The sequence below is a fragment of the Pseudomonas sp. BP11-1-1 genome (assembly GCF_052112105.1).
GTDB lineage: Bacteria > Pseudomonadota > Gammaproteobacteria > Pseudomonadales > Pseudomonadaceae > Aquipseudomonas > Aquipseudomonas alvandae.
The window spans coordinates 125,402-148,682 of the sequence record NZ_JAUTYU010000002.1 but is presented as its reverse complement, the minus strand read 5'-3'; the positions used below and the strand labels follow the sequence as shown (position 1 = coordinate 148,682).

The window sequence follows — 23,281 nt, the reverse complement described above, 5'->3', positions numbered from 1 at the left end:
TCCCCTCGCCACAAAAAGCCCCTCGAATATCCAGTGCTACTGCTTGCCCAACGCAAAGTTGGGCAACTCGCCCACCGGTTGGTTGAACTGGTAGGGAATCGACACCAAACCCAGCCCGGTGTTGCGCTGCACCACGAAGTGCAGGTGCGGGCCGGAGCTGTTGCCGGTGTTGCCCGACAGCGCCAACGGCGTGCCCACCATGACCCGTTGCCCTTCCCTGACGCTCACCGAGCCCTTCTGCAGGTGCAGATAGACGCCCATGGTCCCGTCATCGTGCAGCACGCGCACGAAGTTGCCGGAGGGATCGGTGCCACGCCCGGTCTGCTCGTTCTCGGTCTTGACCACCACGCCACCCCGCGCCGCGATGATCGGCGTGCCTTCGGGCATGGCGATGTCCATGGCGTAGCGGTTCTTCGGACCGTAGTGGCTGTATTGACCGTTGGCGCCCTGGCTCAGCCGAAACGGCCCGCCACGCCACGGCAACGGATATTGATAGGCCTGCGCGGCGTCTGCCGGGTCGCCCAGGGAGTATTCGAACCTTGGGGTATACGCCAGCGGCCTTCCCGGTCGCGTCGCCGTCAGCAGCGCCAGGCGCAGGTTGCTGCGCGCCGGCAGCACCCGACGAATCGGCCGGCTCGGCGCCCCGCTCACGTTACGCAGCCCGGCAAAACTCAGCTCGATCTCCACAGGGGCGTACAGGTCGTTGCGCACGTACACCGCGTCCGCGCCCTTCTGTTTCTGGATGTCGAGGAACACCTGGCGCTCGAGGCGCTCGACCATGCGATCACGGAACACGAACACCTGCGAACCCTTGCTGGGGCGGTCGCTATAGGAGACCACACCATTGGCATCGGTGGATTTGTAGATGGTCATGGCCAGGGCCGGGGTGGCGGCCAGGACGAGACCACAGGCGAACAGCAACGGCACGAGCATGGGCAAGAATTCTGTCGAAATGAAGGCCTGCAAAGCAGCCTAGCAGCTGGGATGGACCAGCGTAGTCGGCAGATGTTTCAAAATTGGATCAGCGGTCGGTGTTGGAGCTGATGGCCCCATCGTCGGATCGCCGCCCGGAGCAAGCGCGCCCCCACAAGGATCTTCAGCGCTCACTGGATCAACTGTGGGAGCGAGCTTGCTCGCGATAGCGGACTCAAGGGCGCCGCCGAATCAGGCACCCGGTACGAAGTGTTTCTGCGCGGTGCCGCGGGCGATCAGGCGCGAGATGTAGTCGAGTTTCTGCGGATCCTTGTCGACGAAGCGGAAGGTCAGTTGCAGCCATTCGCTGTCCGGCGTCTGCTCGTGGGCGACGATGGCGTGCAGGTAGCCGTTCAGACGAGCGGTCTCGGCGTTGTCGCCCTGCTCCATGTCCAGCACCGAGCTTTCCAGTACTTGTGGCAGGGTGTCGGTGCGCTTGACCACCAGCAGCGCTTCCTTGAGGCTCAGGGCCTTGATCACGCATTGCTGGGTGCCGCTGGACAGGCGCAATTGGCCTTGCCCGCGATTGCTGGTCGGCGCGGAGGCGGCGGGTGCCTTGACGGGCGGGCTGTTGAGCAGACCACGGGCGGCAGCCGGTGCAGGCGCGGCGGCTGGGGCGGCGGGCTTGGCAAACGGGTTCGCGGCTGGCGCTGCGGCGGCGGCCGGAGCGGCCTTGCCGCCGGTCAGGGCACTGAGCGAATCGTTGCCAAATGCCGAGTTCATCTTGGTCGGGGCGCTGTTCATCAGCGTGTCGAGCTTGCCGACCTTGTTCAGGGCCTGCTTGACCTTGGTCAGCAATTGTTCGTTGGTGAACGGTTTGCTGACGTAGCCGGAAACGCCGGCCTGGATCGCCTGGACCACGTTTTCCTTGTCACCACGGCTGGTGACCATGACGAACGGCATGCCCTTGAGGTTGTCCTGCTGGCGACACCAGGTCAACAGTTCCAGGCCCGACATCTCTGGCATTTCCCAGTCGCACAGCACCAGGTCGAACGCTTCACGGGCCAGCAGGGCCTGGGCTTTCTTGCCGTTCACCGCGTCTTCGATGCGGATGCCTGGGAAGTAGTTGCGCAGGCACTTCTTCACCAAGTCACGAATGAACGAAGCATCGTCCACGACCAACACACTGACCTTACTCATCCAGATACACCTCTAAAAAATCCCGGCAAGCATACCGCTTTACTGATGGCACATTGCCAAAAACCTTCAGTCACGCCGGGACTTTTCGTTCACGGGGTGCTGCTTTCGATTAAAAAAACCGCAAAAAAAAGCCCGACCAGAAGGCCGGGCGCTTTTCTTGGCAATCTTACTTATCGTCAGTTTCACCGGGAACATTAGCGGTTTCGGACGGGGTGCCCTCCACTTCTTCCTTCATCCGCTTGAGGCCCATGTGCCGCACGTCGGTACCACGCACCAAGTAGATCACCAGTTCCGAGATGTTGCGTGCATGATCGCCGATGCGCTCCAGGGAACGCAGCACCCAGATAATGCTCAACACCCGCGAGATGGAGCGTGGATCTTCCATCATGTAGGTCGCCAGCTCACGCAGGGCAGTCTTGTACTCCCGGTCGATGATCTTGTCGTACTGGGCCACCGACAGCGCCAGGTCGGCGTCGAAACGGGCAAAGGCGTCCAGTGCGTCACGAACCATGTTGCGCACCTGGTCACCAATGTGGCGAACCTCGACGTAACCGCGCGGCGCTTCGCCTTCTTCGCACAATTGGATGGCGCGACGGGCGATCTTGGTGGCTTCGTCGCCGATCCGCTCCAGGTCGATCACCGACTTGGAGATGCTGATGATCAGGCGCAGGTCGGAAGCGGCCGGCTGGCGACGGGCCAGGATGCGCAGGCACTCTTCGTCGATGTTGCGTTCCATCTGGTTGATCTGGTCGTCGATCTCGCGCACTTGCTGGGCCAGGCCGGAGTCGGCCTCGATCAGCGCGGTTACCGCGTCGTTGACCTGCTTTTCCACCAGCCCGCCCATGGCCAGCAAGTGACTGCGCACTTCTTCCAGCTCGGCGTTGAACTGTGCGGAAATGTGGTGGGTAAGGCCTTCTTTACTAATCATCTTTGGCGTCCTTGGAGCGTCCGGTAAGGTGCGGCGGACCGCAGCGTAGATTCACAATGAGCAACAACGGCTTCCTAGCCGTAACGACCGGTGATGTAGTCTTCGGTCTGCTTCATTGCCGGATTGGTGAACAGGGTATCGGTGTCGCCGAACTCCACCAGTTTGCCCATGTACATGAACGCGGTGTAGTCGGACACCCGCGCCGCCTGCTGCATGTTGTGGGTCACGATGACGATGGTGAACTTGGACTTGAGCTCGTAGATCAGTTCTTCAACCTTCAGCGTCGAGATCGGGTCGAGGGCCGAGCAGGGTTCGTCGAGCAACAGGACTTCCGGCTCCACGGCGATGGTGCGGGCGATGACCAGGCGTTGCTGCTGGCCGCCGGACAAGCCCAGCGCCGAGTCGTGCAGACGATCCTTGACCTCGTCCCACAGCGCCGCGCCCTTGAGGGCCCATTCCACGGCTTCATCGAGGATGCGCTTCTTGTTGATACCCTGGATGCGCAGGCCGTAGACCACGTTTTCGTAGATGGTCTTCGGGAACGGGTTGGGCTTCTGGAACACCATGCCCACGCGGCGACGCAGCTCGGCGACGTCTTCGCCCTTGCGGTAGATGTTGTTGCCGTAGAGGTTGATTTCACCTTCGACGCGGCAGCCGTCCACCAGGTCGTTCATGCGGTTGAAGGTGCGCAGCAAGGTCGACTTGCCGCAGCCCGACGGGCCGATGAACGCGGTGACGCGTTGTTTCGGGATGTTCAGGCTGACGTCGTACAGCGCCTGCTTCTGACCGTAGAACAGGTTCAGGCCGGGCACTTCGATGGCGACGGTTTCCTGGGCCAGGTCCAGGCTCTGCTTGTCGCGGCCCAGGGCCGACATGTTGATGCCGTGAGTGTGTGCTTCGTGTTGCATGGGAGGCTCCCTGTGCTAACAAATTCGGTTCGGAACGCCTTTTCTGGCGGCCCAATGAAATTCCAGTGAACGCCGATCAGTGTGGGAGCGAGCTTGCTCGCGATGGGGCCATCGAGGCCGCCAGAAGCTTCGCGAGCAAGCTCGCTCCCACAAGGTCCGCGTCGATCATCAACTATCCAGTGCTTTGTATTTCTCGCGCAGGTGGTTACGGATCCACACCGCCGACAGGTTCAAGGTCGCGATCACCAGCACCAGCAGCAGCGCCGTGGCGTAGACCAGCGGCCGGGCTGCCTCGACGTTCGGGCTCTGGAAGCCGACGTCGTAGATGTGGAAGCCCAGGTGCATGATTTTCTGGTCCAGGTGCAGGTACGGATAGTTGCCATCCAGCGGCAGCGACGGCGCCAGTTTCACCACGCCCACCAGCATCAACGGCGCCACTTCACCCGCGGCACGAGCCACGGCGAGGATCATGCCGGTCATCATCGCCGGGCTCGCCATCGGCAGGACGATTTTCCACAGGGTCTCGGCCTTGGTCGCGCCAAGGGCCAGGGAGCCTTCGCGTACGGTCCGAGGAATCCGCGCCAGGCCTTCCTCGGTGGCGACGATCACCACTGGCACCGCCAGCAACGCCAGGGTCAGGGACGCCCAAAGCAGGCCCGGCGTACCGAAGGTCGGCGCCGGCAAGGCTTCGGGGAAGAACAGCCGGTCAACCGAGCCGCCCAGCACGTAGACGAAGAAGCCCAGGCCGAACACGCCGTAGACAATCGCCGGAACGCCCGCGAGGTTGTTCACCGCGATGCGGATCAGTCGGGTCATCGGGCCTTGGCGGGCATATTCACGGAGGTAGACCGCCGCCAGCACACCGAACGGCGTCACGATCATCGCCATGATCAAGGTCATCATCACCGTGCCGAAAATCGCCGGGAAGATGCCACCTTCGGTGTTGGCTTCACGGGGGTCGTCGCTGAGGAATTCCCAGACCTTGCTGAAATAGAAACCCATCTTGGTGAACGTGCCCATGCCGTTTGGCTGGTAGGCGTGCACCACTTTGCCGATTTCGATTTCCACTTCTTTGCCGTTGGCATCACGGGCCGTCAGGCTGTCGCGGTTGAACTGCGCATGCAGGTCGGCCAGGCGCGCTTCGATGTCCTTGTAGCGGGCATTGAGTTCAGCGCGTTCACTTTCCAGGTCGGCCTGGGCGGCGGCGTCGAGCTTGCCGTCCAGTTCCAGCTTGCGGCCGTGCAGGCGGATGCGTTCGAGACCGGCGTTGATCGCACCGATGTCGACCTTCTCCAGGGTCTTGAGCTCGTCGGCGAGCTTGTTGACGCGCTCGATACGCGCCTGCAATTGCGGCCAGGCTGCTTCGCCTTCGGCTACGACCTTGCCTTCTTCCTTGACGTTGACCAGGTAGCCGTAGAAATTGCCCCATTCGCGACGCTCGATGGCCATCAGCTCGGGCGGCGTGGTCTGGTTTTTCAGCCAGTCACCGACGATCCAAGTGAAGTCGGTGCCGTTGAGGTCACGGTTGCCGACCTTGACCAGTTCGCGGGTCATGAACTCCGGGCCTTCGTCCGGCACCGGCAGGCCGGCGCTTTTCAGGCGCTCGCGAGGCACTTCTTCTTTCTGCACGACTTCGCCGACGACCAATTGCGCAGGCATGCCCGGCACGGTGTAGCTGGCGTGGATCAGGTCCGCCGGCCAGAAGTGGCCCAGGCCGCGCACGGCAATCACCGCCAGCAGGCCAATGGTCATGATGACCGCGATGGACACCGCGCCGCCGCTGATCCAGACGCCGGGGGCGCCGCTCTTGAACCATCCTTTCAGGGAGTTCTGTTTCACAGACTTCTACCTTTCTTAAAGCGACGAATATTTCTTGCGCAGACGCTGACGGATCAGCTCGGCGAGGGTGTTCATGACGAAGGTGAACAGCAACAGCACCAGGGCCGACAGGAACAGCACGCGGTAATGGCTGCCGCCGACCTCCGACTCAGGCATTTCCACCGCCACGTTGGCCGCCAGGGTGCGCAGGCCTTCGAACAGGTTCATTTCCATGACCGGGGTGTTGCCGGTGGCCATCAGCACGATCATCGTCTCGCCCACCGCGCGGCCCATGCCGATCATCAGCGCCGAGAAGATGCCCGGGCTGGCGGTGAGGATCACCACGCGAGTCATGGTCTGCCACGGCGTGGCACCGAGGGCCAACGAACCCAGGGTCAAGCCGCGCGGCACGCTGAACACGGCGTCTTCGGCAATGGAGTAGATGTTCGGGATCACCGCGAAGCCCATCGCCAGGCCCACCACCAGGGCGTTGCGCTGGTCGTAGGTGATGCCCAGGTCATGGGAGATCCACATGCGCATATCGCCGCCGAAGAACCAGGCTTCCATGTACGGGCTCATGTACAGCGAGAGCCAGCCCACGAACAGGATCACTGGGATCAGCAAGGCACTTTCCCAACCGTCCGGCACCTTCAGGCGAATGGATTCCGGCAGGCGGCTGAAGACGAAACCGGCGACCAGGATGCCGATCGGTAGCAGCATCAGCAGGCTGAAGATACCCGGCAGGTGCCCTTCAACGTAGGGCGCCAGGAACAGGCCGGCGAAGAAACCGAGGATCACCGTCGGCATGGCTTCCATCAGCTCGATGACCGGCTTGACCTTGCGGCGCATGCCCGGTGCCATGAAGTACGCGGTGTAGATTGCAGCGGCAACCGCCAGCGGCGCGGCCAGCAGCATCGCGTAGAACGCGGCTTTCAGGGTGCCGAAGGTCAGCGGCGACAGGCTCAGCTTGGGTTCGAAGTCAGTGTTGGCGGCCGTCGATTGCCAGACGTACTTGGGCTCGTCGTAGTTTTCGTACCAGACCTTGCTCCACAGCGCGCTCCACGAGACTTCCGGGTGCGGGTTTTCCAGCGTCAGCGGTTGCAGCTTGCCGCCCTGCTCCACGATCAGGCGGTTGGCCCGTGGCGACATGCCGAACAGGCCCTGGCCATCGACCACCTGGTCCACCAGCAAGGTGCGGTGGGCGGTGCTGTGGAACACGCCGAGCTTGCCGGCGGCGTCGAGGGCTACGAAACCTTTGCGACGCTCCTCGGCGGTGATTTCAACGATGGGCGTGTTGCCCATCTGGAAGGTACGGATCTGTTTGAAGCGCAGCTCGCCGTCCGGGTCGCGGGCCATGAACCACTGGGCCAGGCCGCCCTTGGAGTCGCCAATGATCAGCGAGATCCCGCCCACCAACTGGGTGGCGGCGGTGACTTGGGCCTCGGCGTTCTCGAGCAGCTTGTAGCGACCGTTGAGACTCTTGTCCCGCAGGCTGAACACATCGGCCTGGGCACGCCCATTGACCACGTACAGCCATTGCTGGCGCGGATCGACGAAGATGTTCTTCACCGGCTCGGTCATTTGCGGCAGATCGATACGCGTCTGCTCGCTGGTGACTTCACCGGTCATCATGTTTTCTTCGCTGGTCAGCGACAGCACTTGCAGTTGAGCACCGCTGGAACCGGCCAGCAACAAGGTCGAATCAGTCGCGTTGAGGCTGACATGTTCCAGCGCAGCGCCCTGCTCGTTCAACGCGATCGGCGTCTCGCCATAAGGGTATTCGACGGCAGGCGAGATGGTTTTCTTGCCGTCCGGGTAGGACACCTTATAGGTGTGACGGAACACCAAGGCCTGGCCGTTGGACAGGCCGATCGCCACGAGCGGGCTGCCGGGCTGGTCTTCGCCAATGGACGTCACGCTCGCGCCGGCCGGGATCGGCAGGTCGACGCGGCGCAGTTCGGCGCCACTGGTGATGTCGAAAAACAGCGCCTGGCCCTTGTCGGAAACCCGCATGGCCACCTGGTTCTGCTCTTCGATGGAGATCATCAGCGGTTTGCCGGCATCTTGCATCCAGGCAGGCGTGATCGAATCCTTGGCGGTCAGGTCCGCGCCCTTGAACAGCGGCAGCACCACATAGGCCAGGAAGAAGAAAATCAGGGTAATGGCCGCGAGAACGGCGAGGCCGCCGACCAACACGTACCAACGGGTCAGGCGATCCTTGAGCGCGCGGATGCGGCGCTTGCGTTGCAGCTCAGGCGTATTGAAGTCAATGCGCTTGGGAGGGGAAGTCGTAGTCATTGTGGAGTTGGCCAGATCATTCATGCGCACACCCTAGCGATCCTGTATGACAGAAAGATGACAATGCAGTGACGCAACAAATCCGCCGCCAGCGGTGAGCGGCAGCGGACAGGAATTGGGGCTGTGGGAGCAGGCATCACTCCCACAGGAAACCCGGGCGTCGGCCCGGGTTCAGGTGTTACTTCTTGGCGACGTTGCCGCCTTCTTGCAGACCCAGGTCAGCCAGTGCCTTGGCGGCGACTTTGGCTGGAACCGGGATGTAGCCGTCCTTGACCACGACTTCCTGGCCTTGCTTGGACAGGATCAGCTTCACGAACTCGGCTTCCAGCGGCGCCAGAGGCTTGTTCGGGGCCTTGTTGACGTACACGTAGAGGAAGCGCGACAGCGGGTATTTGCCGTTCAGGGCGTTCTCTTCGCTGTCTTCGATGAACTCGGTGCTGCCTTTCTTGGCCAGGGCCACGGTCTTCACGCTGGCGGTCTTGTAGCCGATGCCCGAGTAACCGATACCGTTCAGCGAAGAGCTGATCGACTGCACGACCGAAGCCGAGCCTGGTTGTTCGTTGACGTTTGGCTTGTAGTCACCTTTGCACAGGGCTTCTTCCTTGAAGTAGCCGTAGGTGCCGGACACCGAGTTACGACCAAACAGTTGCACTGGCTTGTTGGCCAGGTCGCCGGTCACACCCAGGTCGCCCCAGGTCTTCACGTCGGCCTTGGCGCCGCACAGGCGAGTGGACGAGAAGATCGCGTCAACCTGTTCCATAGTCAGGTGCTGGATCGGGTTGTCCTTGTGCACAAACACGGCCAGGGCGTCCACGGCAACCGGGATAGCGGTTGGCTTGTAGCCGTACTTCTGTTCGAAGGCCTGCAGTTCGTTATCCTTCATCTTGCGGCTCATCGGGCCCAGGTTGGCGGTGCCTTCGGTGAGTGCGGGTGGCGCGGTGGAGGAACCGGCGGCCTGAATCTGGATGTTTACGTTCGGGTATTCTTTCTTGTAGTTCTCGGCCCACAAGGTCATCAGGTTGGCCAGGGTATCGGAGCCGACGCTGGAGAGGTTGCCCGACACACCAGTGGTCTTGGTGTAGCTCGGGATCGCAGGGTCAACAGCGGCAACCGCGTTGGCAGTCGCAACGCCAGCAGCGACAAAGGTCATTGCCGCCATCAAACGCTTCAGTTTCATGCCTTACTCCTAGCAGATAGGGTGTGTTAAGTCGGCCAAGTATCGGTAAGCCGTGTGAACACTCTATGGCTGAAATATGACAATTGGATGAAAGGCCAGTATTGAGTTTTGCAAGATGATTCTTGTGGCGAGGGGATTTATCCCCGCTGGGCTGCGCAGCAGCCCCTTAAACCTGATAACTCGATGTGGTAGATAGATTGAGTTGGCAGTGTTGGGGCCGCTTCGCGACCCAGCGGGGATAAATCCCCTCGCCACAGAGGCTGTTCTGCGCTGCTTAGCGCCCTTTCTTCCAGAGATACCCACCAATCACCATCCCGATCCCGCAGATGATCGCCACGTAATACGCCGGCCCCATCGGGCTCTCCTTCAACAGCAACGTCACCACCATCGGGGTCAAGCCACCGAAGATTGCGTAGGCCAGGTTGTAGGAAAACGACAAGCCACTGAAGCGCACCACGGCCGGGAAGGCGTTGACCATGACGTAGGGCACCGCGCCGATCGTACCCACCAGCAAGCCACTCAAGGCGTAGAGCGGGAACAGCCACTCGGGGTGGGCGAACAGGCTGTGGTAGAAGGTCCAGAAGGTGATCAGCAGCAGGCCGCTGCCGAAGACGAACACCCGGCCAGCGCCGAAGCGGTCGGCCAATACACCGGCGCCGATACAACCAAGACTCAGGAACACAATCGCCAGGCTATTGGCCTGCAACGCCGTGGTCGGGCTGAAGTGGTAGACGGTCTGCAGCACCGTTGGCGTCATCAGGATCACCACGATGACGCCGGCCGACAGCAGCCAGGTCAGCAGCATCGAAATGGCGATGGCGCCACGATGGTCGCGCAGCACGGCGCGCAGCGGCACTTCTTCGGCCAGGGCCTTGCGCTGTTGCAGCTCGGCGAACACCGGGGTTTCGTGCAACCAGCGGCGCAGATACACCGAGAACAGGCCGAACACACCACCCAGCAGGAACGGAATCCGCCAGGCGTAATCCGCCACTTCCACTGGCGTATAAATGCTGTTGATGGCGGTAGCGACCAACGAACCCAACAGGATCCCCGCCGTCAGGCCGCAGGTCAGGGTGCCGCAGGCGTAGCCGATGTGCCGCGCCGGAACGTGCTCGGAAACGAATACCCAAGCCCCCGGTACTTCGCCGCCAATCGCGGCGCCTTGGATCACGCGCATCAGCAACAGCAGGATCGGCGCCCACATGCCGATCTGTGCATAGGTCGGCAGCAAGCCCATGATCAGCGTCGGCACGGCCATCATGAAAATGCTCAGGGTGAACATTTTCTTGCGCCCCAGCAGGTCGCCGAAGTGAGCCATGATGATTCCGCCCAACGGGCGAGCCAGGTAACCGGCGGCAAAAATGCCAAACGTTTGCATCAGGCGCAGCCATTCAGGCATTTCGGCGGGGAAAAACAGTTTGCCGACCACGGTGGCAAAGAACACGAAAATGATGAAATCGTAGAACTCCAGCGCGCCGCCGAGGGCAGAAAGCGACAAGGTCTTGTAGTCGTTACGGGTCAGCGGACGGGCGGGTTGTGCGGGCGTCGCCGTGCTCGAAGGCGCAGTGGTCATGGCAAGGGCTTCTCTTATAGTCAGTTCTCGGCCCGACAACACCGGATGGGAGCCCGGGCCGGTTCGGCACGATAGCAAATTGTTCGAAAAAGCACATAGAGGCGCGTAATTGACAGTCAAAATCAGAACCCGATGGTCGTATCGACGTCTATCGCCCGATATACTCGCAACCTTGCGACACTCTGTAAGGGGTTGCTGTGCGAAAACGTCGTTGGTGATGTAGTACAAATCAGCCGGTTTCGCAGAGTTTCCCTTTGGCACGCCTTTATGAAAAACGTGACGAACGAGGCATGTTCGGGCTGAATCGTTTTTTTCAAAGACGGCTATTCACCTGAAGTACACGACAGAGTTACGGGTCAGAGGCACCCCCGGCATGATAGAGCTCGAACAAGAAGATCCAATTCCGCAAGGCGACCTGGCCCTGCAAATCACCGCACTTCCCCGTGACACCAACGGCTTCGGCGACATTTTCGGCGGCTGGCTGGTGTCCCAGATGGACCTCGCCGGCACCGCGATGGCCAGCAAGGTGGCGGGTGGGCGCGTGGCGACCGTAGCGATTGATCGCATGGCGTTCCTGGTGCCGGTGGCCGTGGGCGCACAGTTGTCCTTCTATACCCAGGCGCTGGAAATCGGCCGCAGCTCGATCCAGATGATGGTCGAGGTGTGGAGCGACGACCCGCTGTCCAGTGAATGGCGCAAGGTCACCGAAGCGGTGTTCGTGTTCGTCGCCATCGACGGTAGCGGTCGTACCCGTTCGGTTCCACCACGGGCCCGTTAAACGCGGCAACCGTTTTGCGGTCCATTGCAGTCCATGTTCCTGAACGAGATTTGCAACATGCCTACGCCCAACGTCGAAGCCGTCAAACTGGATGAACTGAACGGTTGGCGCATCCGCCACGGTCAGGCCGAGTTGCTGGTGGCCCAGCAAGGCGCGCATATCCTCAGTTATCAGGTGGACGGCCAGCCGCCGCTGATCTGGCTCAATGACCAGGCCACCTTCAAGGCCGGCAAGAGCATCCGCGCCGGTGTGCCGGTGTGCTGGCCGTGGTTCGGCAACCTGACCCGCAACCCCGACAGCGTCCAGGCCATGCGCGTCAGCAACGAGCCTGCAACGGCCCACGGCCTGGTGCGGGCGATGGATTGGGAATTGAGGGGCATCGAGGCCGAAGGTGAAAGCCTGAAAATCGAATTCGTCCTGCCCTACCCTGAAAACGGCCTGTCGGGTTGGCCCCATCAGGTCGACCTGACGTTGACCATCGTGATGAACGAGCAACTGCATATCCACCTCACCAGCCATAACCGTGGCAGTGAAACCGTCAGCCTCAGCCAGGCGTTGCACAGCTATTTCGCTGTCAGCGATGTGCGCAACGTGCAGGTCGAAGGGGTGGATGGCTTGAGCTACATCGAGACCCTGGACGATTGGAAGACCCACGCCCAGGCCGGTGACCTGCATTTTGCCGGCGAAACCGACCGCATCTACCTCAATACCCCGCCGACACTGAGCATCGTTGACCCGCACTGGCAACGCCGAATCCAACTGACCAGCACCGGCTCACGCTCGGCGGTGATCTGGAATCCCTGGACCGAACGGGCCAAGGCCTTCAGCGACATGGCCGACGACGGCTGGCAGCGCATGTTGTGCATCGAGACGGCGAATGTGATGGATGACGTGGTGACGCTGTTGCCCGACGCCAGCCATACCCTGGGCGTGAGCATCTGCAGCAAGCCGCTCTGACACCGCAAAAACCATTGTGGGAGCGAGCTTGCTCGCGATAGCGGACTGACAGTCACCCTCAGCGTCGACTGACACACCGCCATCGCGAGCAAGCGCGCTCCCACATTGGGATTTATGTCAGGCCAATCAGCTGGTTACAAATCCGCCTCCTGCACCACCCTCACCTTCTCCGCCTCCAGCGCATACGCTGCGCTCGCCAGGTCGTTATCGACCTTCTCGATCTTCAACGTGCCCGTCACCCACAGCGGCGTGTAGATGTCGTCCAGCTTCAGCCCCTTGGGATAGCGCACCAGCACCAATTGATTAGGCGGCGGTGGCGGGACGTGGATGCAGGCACCCGGGTAAGGCACCAGGAAAAACAGCGTGCTGCGGCCCTTGGCATCGCTTTCCAGGGGGACCGGATAGCCACCGATGCGGATGTGCTTGTCGTTCATCGACGCCACGGTCTTGGTCGAATACATCACCGCCGGCAAGCCTTTGCTTTGCTTCAAGCCACCCTTTTCAGTGAAGGTGCCGTTGGCTTCGGGGGAGTTGTGATCGATCTCGGGCATGGCCTCGAGGGCTTTCTGGTCCGACTTGGGCATCAGTTCGAGCCAGTCGGTTTCCGGCAGTTCGGCGGCGTGGGCCAGGCCGCTGCCCAGCAGAAGAAGGGTCAACACTAGACGGCGCATGAAAGAGCTCGGCAATGAGTGGGTAATGAAACGCCGGGCAGTTTAGCCCTCTCTGTGCGCCGCGCAGAGAGGGATGAATCAAGTTTAATCAGTTTCTCTTGATCAGGCCGTAGATCACCAGCAGCACAATCGCGCCCACCAGGGCACCGATGAAACCCGCGCCTTGACCGGCCTGGTAGATGCCCAGGGCCTGGCCGCCATAAGTGGCTGCCAACGAACCGCCAATACCGAGCAGGATGGTCATGATCCAGCCCATGCTGTCATCGCCAGGCTTCAGGAAGCGCGCGAGCAGGCCAACGATCAAGCCGATAAAAATGGTTCCGATGATTCCCATGGCATTCCCCTCTGATTAGACGCAAAGCCAAAACCTGATCAGGTTTTGGCACTTAGCCATGAGAGAGGTTAGCCGATGAATGGTTCCACCGGTGTTGCAGACTATTGTTCGGCGATCAGCGTCTCGACCTTGATGATCTGCTGGGCCAGGGTGTCCCGATCGGCGCAACGCAGGTTGGCGTGACCAACCTTGCGCCCGGCTTTGAACGCCTTGCCATAGTGGTGCAGGTGGCAGTCGGCAATCGCCAGGACTTTCTCGGTGTGCGGCACTTTGCCGATGAAGTTCAGCATCGCGCTTTCACCGACCTTGGCGGTCGAACCCAGCGGCAGCCCGGCCACCGCCCGCAGGTGGTTTTCGAACTGGCTGCACTCGGCGCCTTCGGTGGTCCAGTGTCCGGAGTTATGGACGCGCGGGGCGATTTCGTTGGCCTTGAGGCCGCCGTCCACTTCGAAGAACTCGAACGCCATGACGCCGACGTAATCGAGCTGCTTGAGCACCCGGCTGGAGTAGTCTTCGGCCAGGGCTTGCAGCGGATGGTCGGTACTGGCGACGGACAGCTTGAGAATGCCGTCCTTGTGGGTGTTGTGCACCAGCGGGTAGAAGCGGATTTCACCGTCGCGGGCGCGCACGGCGATCAGCGAGACTTCACCGGTGAACGGTACGAAACCCTCCAGCAGGCAACCGACGCTGCCCAGCTCGGCAAAGGTGCCGGCGACGTCTTCAGGGTTGCGCAAGACCTTCTGGCCCTTGCCGTCGTAACCCAGGGTGCGGGTCTTGAGCACGGCCGGCAGGCCGATGGCCGCGACAGCGGCGTCAAGGTCAGCCTGGGATTGGATGTCGGCGAAGGCCGGCGTCGGGATGCCCAGGTCTTTGAACATGTTCTTTTCGAACCAGCGGTCGCGGGCGATGCGCAGGGCTTCGGCGCTCGGGTAGACCGGGACGAACTGGGACAGGAAGGCAACGGTTTCGGCCGGGACGCTTTCGAATTCGAAGGTCACCAGATCGACTTCATCGGCCAACTGGCGCAGGTGATCCTGGTCGCCGTAGTCGGCCCGAAGGTGTTCACCCAGGGCAGCGGCACAGGCGTCCGGCGCCGGGTCCAGGAAAGCGAAGTTCATCCCCAGCGGGGTTCCCGCCAGGGCCAACATGCGACCCAACTGGCCGCCACCGATTACACCGATCTTCATTCGTCAACAACCTCAGGCAATGCGTGGGTCTGGATTGTCCAGGACGCTGTCTGTCTGCTCAGCGCGGAATTTTTTCAGCACGGTATGAAACTGTGGGTGCTTGGCGCCCAGGATACTCGCCGACAGCAAGGCCGCGTTGATCGCGCCGGCCTTGCCGATGGCCAGGGTCGCGACCGGGATGCCGGCTGGCATCTGCACGATCGACAGCAGCGAATCGACACCCGAGAGCATCGAGGATTGCACCGGCACGCCCAGCACTGGCAGGTGGGTCTTGGCCGCACACATGCCTGGCAAGTGGGCCGCGCCGCCGGCACCGGCGATGATCACTTCGATGCCGCGTGCCTCGGCTTCTTCGGCGTACTGGAACAGCAGGTCCGGGGTACGGTGGGCGGACACCACTTTCACCTCGTAAGGGATGCCGAGCTTTTCCAGCATATCGGCGGTGTGGCTAAGGGTGGACCAATCGGACTTGGAGCCCATGATCACGCCAACCAGTGCACTCATCGTCGTGCCTCTTCTCTCTGGGCGCCCTCGGGCGCGTCAAAAAACAACAAGCCACGCGGGAAACCGGCGTGGCTTGTTGTACGAATGATGGCCGGGTTAACCGACCGAAGGCCGGGCAGTATACCGAAAAAGGTAAATTAAACGCACTTTCGCCGACCATCTGTCATTTGCGTCGAAGCGGCGGTTTTATTGACTCGCAGGTCAGCAGAAAAACGCCTCAGATCCCTGTGGGAGCGAGCTTGCTCGCGATAGCGGTAGGTCAGTCAAATCAACACTGGCTGACACACCGCTATCGCGAGCAAGCTCGCTCCCACAAGGGGCTGCATGGGTTTCAAGAACCGGCCACACCCTGCGCCACGCCACCCTCAAGCTTGCGCCACAGCAACCGCACGTTGGCCTTGCGCACCAGGGCGCAGCGGTACAGGCGGATCTCCAGCGGGACATGCCATTGCGCCCCGCCGCAGATCACCAATTCGCCCCGGGCCAGTTCGTTGCGCACACTCAGGTGAGGGACCCAGGCGATGCCCAAGCCTTCCAGGGCCATGCTTTTCAGGCTGTCGGCCATCGCGGTCTCGTAGACCGTGGTAAAACGCAGCGCGCGCTGGCGCAGCAACTGATTGACCGAACGCCCGAGGAAGGCCCCGGCGCTGTAGGCCAACAGCGGCACGCTGGCCTCGCCTTCCAGATCGAACAATGGCCGGCCCTGTGCGTCGGCGGCACAGACCGGAAGCATTTCGGTCTGGCCCAAATGCAAGGACGGGAAAATCTCCGGGTCCATCTGCATCGCCGAATCCGGATCATAGAAAGCCAGCATCAGGTCGCAGCCGCCTTCGCGCAGGGCATGTACCGCATCGCCCACGTTGGTCGCCACCAGCCGCGTGGCGATGTTCATGCCGTCGTTGCGCAACTGGGCGATCCAGCGCGGGAAGAACCCCAGCGCCAGTGAATGCGCGGCTGCCACCTGGATGACTTCGCCCTGCCCGCCCTCCAGATGATGCAGATGCCGCAGCACCTCGCCCAACTGCTCGACCACCGTGCGCGCCGTCACCAGGAACAGTTGCCCTGCGGCGGTCAGCTCGATCGGCGTGCGCGAGCGATTGACCAGCGTTAGACCGAGGGCCGCCTCCAGACTACGGATCCGCCGGCTGAAGGCGGGCTGTGTCACAAAGCGTCGTTCGGCCGCCTGGGAAAAACTGCGCGTCGCGGCCAGGGCACTGAAGTCCTCGAGCCATTTGCTTTCTAGATTCATCACCGTCCTCCCGAAGGACGCACCAAAACAGGTCACACGTTCGCCGTGTCGTCGGCGTCACACGGGCATTATGCCGAATATGCATAGCCCAGTGTTTAACAGCATTGGCCCAAATTTTTCTGAAAGCCTAGGATTCACAGCGTTCCGGCCTAGACCGGGTCCTTATTGAGATGATTTCCATCATGTCCTCCGCTGCATCATTCCGCACAGAAAAAGACCTGCTTGGCGTACTCGAAGTACCGGCGCAAGCGTATTACGGCATCCAGACCCTGCGAGCGATCAACAACTTTCGTCTCTCCGGTGTCCCGATCTCGCATTACCCCAAGCTGGTGGTCGGTCTGGCAATGGTCAAGCAAGCCGCCGCTGACGCCAACCGCGAACTTGGCCAGCTCAGCGAAGCCAAGCATGCCGCGATCAGCGAAGCCTGTGCACGATTGATCCGCGGCGATTTCCACGAAGAATTCGTGGTAGACATGATCCAGGGCGGCGCCGGCACGTCGACCAACATGAATGCCAACGAAGTCATCGCCAACATCGCGCTGGAGGCCATGGGTCACCAGAAGGGCGAATACCAGTACCTGCATCCCAACAACGACGTGAACATGGCGCAGTCCACCAACGACGCCTATCCGACCGCGATCCGCCTGGGTCTGCTGCTGGGTCACGACGCGTTGCTGGCCAGCCTCGACAGCCTGATCCAGGCGTTCGCCGCCAAGGGCGAAGAATTCAGCCACGTCCTGAAAATGGGCCGCACCCAACTGCAAGACGCCGTGCCGATGACTCTCGGCCAGGAATTCCGCGCCTTCGCCACCACCCTGAGCGAAGACCTGGCACGCCTGAAAACCCTGGCGCCTGAGCTGCTCACCGAAGTGAACCTGGGCGGCACCGCCATCGGCACCGGCATCAACGCCGACCCGCGCTACCAGGCCTTGGCCGTGCAGCGCCTGGCGACCATCAGCGGCCAGCCGCTGGTCCCCGCCGCCGACCTGATCGAAGCCACCTCCGACATGGGCGCCTTCGTGCTGTTCTCCGGCATGCTCAAGCGCACCGCGGTCAAGCTGTCGAAGATTTGCAACGACCTGCGCCTGCTGTCCAGCGGCCCACGCACCGGCATCAACGAAATCAACCTGCCGGCCCGCCAGCCAGGCAGCTCGATCATGCCTGGCAAGGTCAACCCGGTGATCCCGGAAGCGGTCAACCAAGTAGCGTTCCAGATCATCGGCAACGACCTGGCCCTGACCATGGCGGCCGAAGGCGGCCAACTGCAACTGAACGTGATGGAGCCGCTGATCGCCTTCAAGATCTTCGACTCGATCCGCCTGCTGCAACGCGCCATGGACATGCTGCGCGAGCACTGCATCGTCGGCATCACCGCCAACGAAGCACGTTGCCGCGAGTTGGTCGAACACTCGATCGGCCTGGTCACCGCCCTGAACCCGTACATCGGCTATGAAAACGCCACCCGTATTGCCCGTGTTGCCCTGGAAAGCGGCCGCGGCGTGCTGGAGCTGGTGCGCGAAGAAGGCTTGCTCGACGACGCCATGCTCGACGACATCCTGCGCCCGGAAAACATGATTGCCCCGCGTCTGGTCCCACTGAAGGCTTGATCGACGCGACCACCGCTCACCAGGTCGAGGGACTAGACACCTCTCACCTTTTGAGGGCTTGGGGACTCGTTCCCCAAGCCCTTTTTTTTGACAGAAGGATGCAAGCAAGACAGAACCTGTAGGACCGAGCCGACTGGCAATAAACAGCGCCGCGCTGCCGTTGTACCCCGCGTCGCTCGCCATCGCGAGCCAGCTCTCTCCCGCAAGAACCTGACCGAAAGGCCAGGAGATACAAGGGTTCGTTTCGTCGCATGCACCACAACTGTGCAGACGGGCGTCGCACTGATAGGTATAGTGCCGCCCCTCTTCGCATGAGTGGTCGTCGTCAACGAGGCCTCAACAACATGCGAAAACCGAACTAATAACAAACCCGCGAAGTGGACCGGGACGAAGCATCCCCAATCTGTCGAGCCGCGCGCCGACCGATGTAACACGATGTTTCCAAATGGCCATCATTGCTTAAACAAAAAACAGCGAGGAATACTCATGCTCGAAGTCATCAACGACTTCCTCTCAGGGAAAGTGCTGATCGCGCTCATTGTCGGGCTCGGTGGCTACTTCACGATCCGCTCGCGTTTCGTCCAGTTCCGTCATTTCTTCCACATGTTCACGGTATTCCGTGACAGCCTGAAAAGCAGCACTGACCAGCTCAGCTCGTTCCAGGCCCTGATGCTCAGCCTGGCCGGCCGTGTCGGCGCGGGCAACATTGCCGGTGTCGGCATTGCCGTGACCCTCGGCGGTCCGGGTGCGGTGTTCTGGATGTGGGTGACCGCGCTGGTCGGCATGTCCAGCAGCTTCTTCGAATGCTCCCTCGGCCAGCTCTACAAGCGCTGCGACTCCGAAGGCCAGTTCCGTGGCGGCCCGTCCTATTACATCCAGCACGGCCTGCAGAAACGCTGGTTGGGCATGATCATGGCGTTCCTGCTGCTGATCACCTTCGGCTTCGCCTTCAACGGCCTGCAAGCCCACGCCGTGACCCACTCCCTGAACAACGCCTTCGGCCTCGACACCACTTACACCGGCCTGGGCCTGGCGGTGTTGCTGGGCCTGGTGTTCATTGGCGGGATCAAGCGTATCGCCAAGGTTGCCGACCTGCTGGTACCGGTCAAGACCCTGGCGTACATCGGCGTGACCCTCTACGTGATCGTGCTGCAGTTCGAACACGTACCGGGCATGCTGGCGACCATCGTCAAGAGCGCCTTTGGCCTGGACCAGGCTTTTGGTGGCCTGATCGGCAGCGCCATCGTCATGGGCGTCAAGCGTGGCGTATTCGCCAACGAAGCCGGCCTGGGCAGCGCGCCTAACGTCGCCGCTGTCGCGTCGGTCGAGCACCCGGTGGCACAAGGTGTGGTCCAGGCGTTCAGCGTGTTCCTGGACACCTTCGTGATCTGCACCTGCACCGCGTTGCTGATCCTGCTGTCGGGCTTCTACACCCCGGGCTTCGAAGGCGACGGCATTGCCCTGACCCAGAACTCCCTGGCGGCCGTGGTCGGTGACTGGGGCCGGGTGTTCATCTCCGTAGCCTTGTCGTTGTTCGTGTTCACCTCGATCCTCTACAACTACTATCTGGGTGAGAACAACCTGCGCTTCATGCTCGGCGAAAACCGCAAGGCGCTGATGGCGTATCGCACCCTGGTCCTGGCGCTGATTTTCTGGGGCGCCATCGAGAACCTGGGTACCGTGTTCGCGTTCGCCGACATCACCATGACCCTGCTGGCGTTCGTGAACCTGATCGCGCTGTTCCTGCTGTTCAAGGTCGGCATGCGCATCCTGCGCGATTACGACGACCAGCGTGCGGCCGGTATCAAGGTTCCGGTCTTTGACTCGAGCAAGTTCCCGGACCTGGACCTGGACCGCAACGCCTGGCCGGCCACCCCGTCGGCACCGGTTGCCAAGCCTGAAAACGCCCAGGCGGGCGCGGCCGCAGCGCAACGCTGAGCGGCAGGCTGATCGTAAAAAACCGGGCGCATCCCCTGCGCCCGGCGTGACACAGCACGAGGTCGGCGTCATGCTCGGCCTCATGTTGTGACGGCTAACCCAAGCGGCCGTTTTCATCCTCGGAGAACAATCCATGAATTCCTCGACCTACCCTGCCGCCCAGCACGTCATGGTGCTCTACACCGGCGGCACCATCGGCATGCAAGCCAGCGCCAGCGGCCTGGCCCCGGCCTCCGGCTTCGAAGCGCGGATGCGCGACTACCTGCACAGCCAGCCTGAGCTGGTAGTACCGCAGTGGCGCTTCCGGGAGATGTCGCCGCTGATCGACAGCGCCAACATGACCCCGGCCTACTGGCAGCAACTGCGCGAAGCGGTGGTCGACGCCGTGGACGTGCAAGGCTGCGACAGCGTGCTGATCCTGCATGGCACCGACACCCTGGCCTACAGCGCCGCCGCCATGAGCTTCCAGTTACTGGGCCTGCACGCGCGGGTCTGCTTCACCGGTTCGATGCTGCCCGCCGGCGTAACTGACAGCGACGCCTGGGAAAACCTCAGCGGCGCGCTGGTCGCCCTCGGCCAAGGCCTGGCGCCGGGCGTGCACCTTTATTTCCACGGTGAACTGCTGGCGCCGACCCGTTGCGCGAAAGTGCGCAGCTTCGGTCGTCACCCGTTCAAGCGCCTGGAACGCCAGGGCGGTGGCGTCAAGGCCGCTTCTCTGCCAACCCAGTTGAATTGCAACCAGCCGAAACACCTGGCGAACGTCGCCGCGCTGCCGCTGTTCCCCGGCATCGGTGCCGAAATCCTCGACGGCCTGCTGGGCAGTGGCATTCAGGGCCTGGTGCTGGAGTGCTACGGCAGCGGCACCGGGCCGAGCGACAATCCGGCGTTCCTCGCCAGCCTGGAGCGGGCGCGGGACAGCGGCGTGGTGGTGGTCGCGGTCACTCAGTGCCACGAAGGCGGCGTCGAGCTGGACGTGTACGAAGCCGGCAGCCGCTTGCGCGGCGTTGGTGTGTTGTCCGGCGGCGGCATGACCCGCGAAGCGGCGTTCGGCAAGTTGCAGGCGTTGATTGGTGCCGGGTTGCCGGTGGGTGAGGTTCGGCGGTTGGTTGAGTTGGATCTGTGTGGTGAGTTGATCTGACACCCTGCCAAACCCTGTGGGAGCGAGCTTGCTCGCGATAGCGGCGGCACAGTTGACATCTACTTCGACTGACACACCGTCATCGCGAGCAAGCTCGCTCCCACTAGGGTCCAGCGTTCGCGTCGCGAAACTGGGCCGGCATATAACTTGCTCCATCTCCCGTCTCCCCAGGCTGGAAACGGACCATGCTGCACTCCCACCTCACCACGCTCAACGCCGTCTCCCTGGTGCTCGACGCCTTCAAGCACGACGGCCTGCCCCGTGATGCATTGCTGGCCGGCAGCGGCATCAGCACGGCGGATCTGAGCCGGGCCGACACGCGCATCACCACCAACCAGGAAATGCAGGTCTGTGCCAACGCCGTCGCCCTCAAGCGGGATATCGGCCTGGAACTGGGGCGCAACATGCACGTTTCGTCCTACGGCATGCTCGGCTATGCCCTGCTCACCAGTGCCACCTTAGGTGACGCTTTGCGCCTGGCGCTGCGCTATCCGGCGCTGTTGGGAACACTCTTCGAACTGGCCTTGGACGATGACGGCGAGCACATCTGGCTCAGCGCCAGCGACTATCGGGAAAACCCGGCCCTGGCGGTATTCAACGCCGAGTTCTGCATGGTCTCGCTGAAGGTGATCTGCAACGACCTACTCGGTCACCCGCTGCCCTTGCGTGCAGCGCGGTTCGAACATTCGGCACCGGATTACCAGGCGCACTACGCCAACCTGTTCAACTGCCCGGTGCGCTTCGACAGCATCGACAACGCCTTCGCCTTCGACCGCCATTGGCTGGAACAACCTTTGCCACTGGCCGACCCCATCACCCATCACGCCATGGCCGAACGCTGCCGCCGGCAGAACACCGAATTCACCGGCCGCCAGGCCTGGCTGGGACGCATCCGCCAACTGCTCGTCGCGCAACTGGACGCTGCGCCGGGGCTGGAAGGCCTGGCCGAACAAATGAACTGCTCGGCACGCACCCTGCGCCGGCATTTGAAGGATCTGGGTTGCAGCTACCAGGAACTGCTCGATGAACTGCGCTTCGAGCGGGCCAAGCAAATGCTCTGCGAGGATCAACTGCCGATCTATCGGATTGCCGAAATGCTTGGCTTCAGTGAAACGGCGAGCTTTCGCCATGCCTTCGTACGCTGGAGCGGCGTGGCACCGAGTCGGTTCAGGGCGTGAACCGCCTGCCGCTTGTGCGACATCGCCCCTGTGGCGAGGGGATTTATCCCCGCTGGGCTGCGCAGCAGCCCCTAAAGTAGCCACTCTATCGGCCCGACACACCAGGTTGTCCTGTTTTGGGGCCGCTTCGCGCCCCAGCGGGGATAAATCCCCTCACCACAGTTGTGAGGCGCGTCTGACAGATTGCTCAGCCCCTTCCGCCAAGCCACGCATCCTTGCGCCTTTGCCTACAACTACGCCAGAATCCGCCGGCTTGTGCGCCTTGCACCCGGGCTCTATCGTTTCCCTGTCGCTGACACCAGCGAATAGGCTTGGCGGCCTGGTTTCGAAAGGCGCAACAATACCCCTCAGCGTTATTGCGATGCTTCTGGCATTGGCATTCGTTATGACGGGTTGCGCAAGGATCCCCTCGGGGATACCGGGTTCCTTTCGTTCCGGGCCGCCAACCTTGCGTAATCCGTCACCCCAACTGCTTGGCGGCAGCCGGTGACGGTTCCTCATATGAAAGGAGCTTCACTATGTTCAAGATCACACCAAACCCTCCAGAAGCAGATCCCAACTCTCCTTACCTGGACGGCCTAAACGCCAAAAAACTCGAAGAAGCCGCTACCCGCGCATTGGACTTTTATCTAAAGCCCAAACCAACAAAACCCAAAGAAACCATCAAGCCCGGCCAGCTATTCACCGTCGTAAAAGATCTCGACAACGAATGCCTGCTGGCCAACCTCAGCGAAACCCTGGCTTCAGCCGATGCGATGGTCAACGAACTGGCGTTCGATCTGGAAGGCTCCAACCGCCACGTCCTCCTCGGCATCCAACAACTGATCGAGCTGAGCTCGCTGCTGGCGAACCGGGTGTTGGATAACGTCGATCCTCGATAACCGCGGCATCACCTGTGGTGAGGGGATTTATCCCCGCTGGGGCGC

General features: G+C 61.8%; 20 protein-coding genes. 7 read left to right on the top strand and 13 right to left on the bottom strand.

What is annotated here, in order from left to right:
- Window positions 1-36 precede the first annotated feature (36 nt).
- The 8 genes from Q7C33_RS04215 to Q7C33_RS04180 all read right to left on the bottom strand — a co-directional run bounded on the left by Q7C33_RS04215 (window position 37) and on the right by Q7C33_RS04180 (window position 10,814).
- Window positions 37-933: a peptidoglycan DD-metalloendopeptidase family protein gene (locus Q7C33_RS04215; protein ID WP_407682897.1), complete on the bottom strand. Its 897-nt coding sequence runs from the start codon at window positions 931-933 to the stop codon at window positions 37-39.
- A gap of 231 nt (window positions 934-1,164) precedes the next feature.
- Window positions 1,165-2,112, bottom strand: coding sequence for a response regulator (locus tag Q7C33_RS04210; protein ID WP_198796185.1), 948 nt, complete (start codon window positions 2,110-2,112; stop codon window positions 1,165-1,167).
- A 166-nt stretch (window positions 2,113-2,278) separates the two neighbouring features.
- Entirely contained in the window at window positions 2,279-3,040 is a 762-nt protein-coding gene (gene phoU, locus Q7C33_RS04205) for a phosphate signaling complex protein PhoU (protein WP_030139132.1), read from the bottom strand.
- 74 nt (window positions 3,041-3,114) lie between these two features.
- On the bottom strand, window positions 3,115-3,948 hold the full coding sequence (pstB, locus tag Q7C33_RS04200) for a phosphate ABC transporter ATP-binding protein PstB (protein WP_030139131.1): 834 nt from the start codon (window positions 3,946-3,948) through the stop codon (window positions 3,115-3,117).
- Window positions 3,949-4,116: 168 nt separating this feature from the next.
- Complete coding sequence (gene pstA, locus Q7C33_RS04195) at window positions 4,117-5,787, bottom strand: phosphate ABC transporter permease PstA (RefSeq protein WP_030139130.1); 1,671 nt, start codon at window positions 5,785-5,787, stop codon at window positions 4,117-4,119.
- 15 nt (window positions 5,788-5,802) lie between these two features.
- A complete protein-coding gene (locus Q7C33_RS04190; RefSeq protein WP_334598824.1) occupies window positions 5,803-7,836 on the bottom strand; it encodes an ABC transporter permease subunit in 2,034 nt (677 codons plus the stop codon).
- Between the two features lie 406 nt (window positions 7,837-8,242).
- Entirely contained in the window at window positions 8,243-9,241 is a 999-nt protein-coding gene (locus Q7C33_RS04185; RefSeq protein WP_030139128.1) for a phosphate ABC transporter substrate-binding protein PstS, read from the bottom strand.
- A gap of 274 nt (window positions 9,242-9,515) precedes the next feature.
- Entirely contained in the window at window positions 9,516-10,814 is a 1,299-nt protein-coding gene (locus Q7C33_RS04180) for an MFS transporter (RefSeq protein WP_030139127.1), read from the bottom strand.
- Between the two features lie 373 nt (window positions 10,815-11,187).
- On the opposite strand from Q7C33_RS04180, the gene Q7C33_RS04175 reads away from it, so the two are divergent.
- Together Q7C33_RS04175 and Q7C33_RS04170 are read left to right on the top strand one after the other, a co-directional pair.
- Entirely contained in the window at window positions 11,188-11,592 is a 405-nt protein-coding gene (locus tag Q7C33_RS04175) for an acyl-CoA thioesterase (RefSeq protein WP_030139126.1), read from the top strand.
- A gap of 57 nt (window positions 11,593-11,649) precedes the next feature.
- The gene (locus Q7C33_RS04170; RefSeq protein WP_030139125.1) at window positions 11,650-12,549 is read left to right on the top strand and encodes a D-hexose-6-phosphate mutarotase; all 900 of its coding nucleotides are present in this window, start codon (window positions 11,650-11,652) and stop codon (window positions 12,547-12,549) included.
- A 134-nt stretch (window positions 12,550-12,683) separates the two neighbouring features.
- Here Q7C33_RS04170 and Q7C33_RS04165 read toward each other — a convergent pair whose 3' ends face one another.
- The 5 genes from Q7C33_RS04165 to Q7C33_RS04145 form a co-directional block, all read right to left on the bottom strand.
- A complete protein-coding gene (locus Q7C33_RS04165; protein ID WP_030139124.1) occupies window positions 12,684-13,220 on the bottom strand; it encodes a DUF3299 domain-containing protein in 537 nt (178 codons plus the stop codon).
- Between the two features lie 88 nt (window positions 13,221-13,308).
- Window positions 13,309-13,554 (bottom strand): GlsB/YeaQ/YmgE family stress response membrane protein, encoded by a 246-nt coding sequence (locus Q7C33_RS04160; protein WP_003187057.1) that lies wholly within the window; start codon window positions 13,552-13,554, stop codon window positions 13,309-13,311.
- Between the two features lie 101 nt (window positions 13,555-13,655).
- Complete coding sequence (locus Q7C33_RS04155) at window positions 13,656-14,741, bottom strand: 5-(carboxyamino)imidazole ribonucleotide synthase (protein ID WP_217860655.1); 1,086 nt, start codon at window positions 14,739-14,741, stop codon at window positions 13,656-13,658.
- A 12-nt stretch (window positions 14,742-14,753) separates the two neighbouring features.
- Window positions 14,754-15,245, bottom strand: a complete 492-nt coding sequence (gene purE / locus Q7C33_RS04150; protein ID WP_003196369.1) for a 5-(carboxyamino)imidazole ribonucleotide mutase — start codon at window positions 15,243-15,245, stop codon at window positions 14,754-14,756.
- A 331-nt stretch (window positions 15,246-15,576) separates the two neighbouring features.
- Window positions 15,577-16,494 carry a LysR substrate-binding domain-containing protein gene (locus Q7C33_RS04145; RefSeq protein ID WP_198796183.1) on the bottom strand — a complete coding sequence of 306 codons (918 nt, stop codon included), beginning with the start codon at window positions 16,492-16,494 and terminating at the stop codon, window positions 15,577-15,579.
- Window positions 16,495-16,676: 182 nt separating this feature from the next.
- Between Q7C33_RS04145 and aspA the strand changes: the two genes are divergently transcribed.
- From aspA to Q7C33_RS04120, 5 genes are all read left to right on the top strand, one after another.
- Entirely contained in the window at window positions 16,677-18,101 is a 1,425-nt protein-coding gene (gene aspA, locus Q7C33_RS04140; protein WP_030139110.1) for an aspartate ammonia-lyase, read from the top strand.
- Window positions 18,102-18,587: 486 nt separating this feature from the next.
- Window positions 18,588-20,039: an alanine/glycine:cation symporter family protein gene (locus Q7C33_RS04135; protein WP_198796182.1), complete on the top strand. Its 1,452-nt coding sequence runs from the start codon at window positions 18,588-18,590 to the stop codon at window positions 20,037-20,039.
- Between the two features lie 133 nt (window positions 20,040-20,172).
- A complete protein-coding gene (locus Q7C33_RS04130; protein ID WP_407682896.1) occupies window positions 20,173-21,177 on the top strand; it encodes an asparaginase in 1,005 nt (334 codons plus the stop codon).
- A 185-nt stretch (window positions 21,178-21,362) separates the two neighbouring features.
- Complete coding sequence (locus tag Q7C33_RS04125) at window positions 21,363-22,355, top strand: AraC family transcriptional regulator (protein ID WP_407682895.1); 993 nt, start codon at window positions 21,363-21,365, stop codon at window positions 22,353-22,355.
- A 518-nt stretch (window positions 22,356-22,873) separates the two neighbouring features.
- The gene (locus Q7C33_RS04120; RefSeq protein ID WP_198796179.1) at window positions 22,874-23,236 is read left to right on the top strand and encodes a DUF6124 family protein; all 363 of its coding nucleotides are present in this window, start codon (window positions 22,874-22,876) and stop codon (window positions 23,234-23,236) included.
- Window positions 23,237-23,281 lie beyond the last annotated feature (45 nt).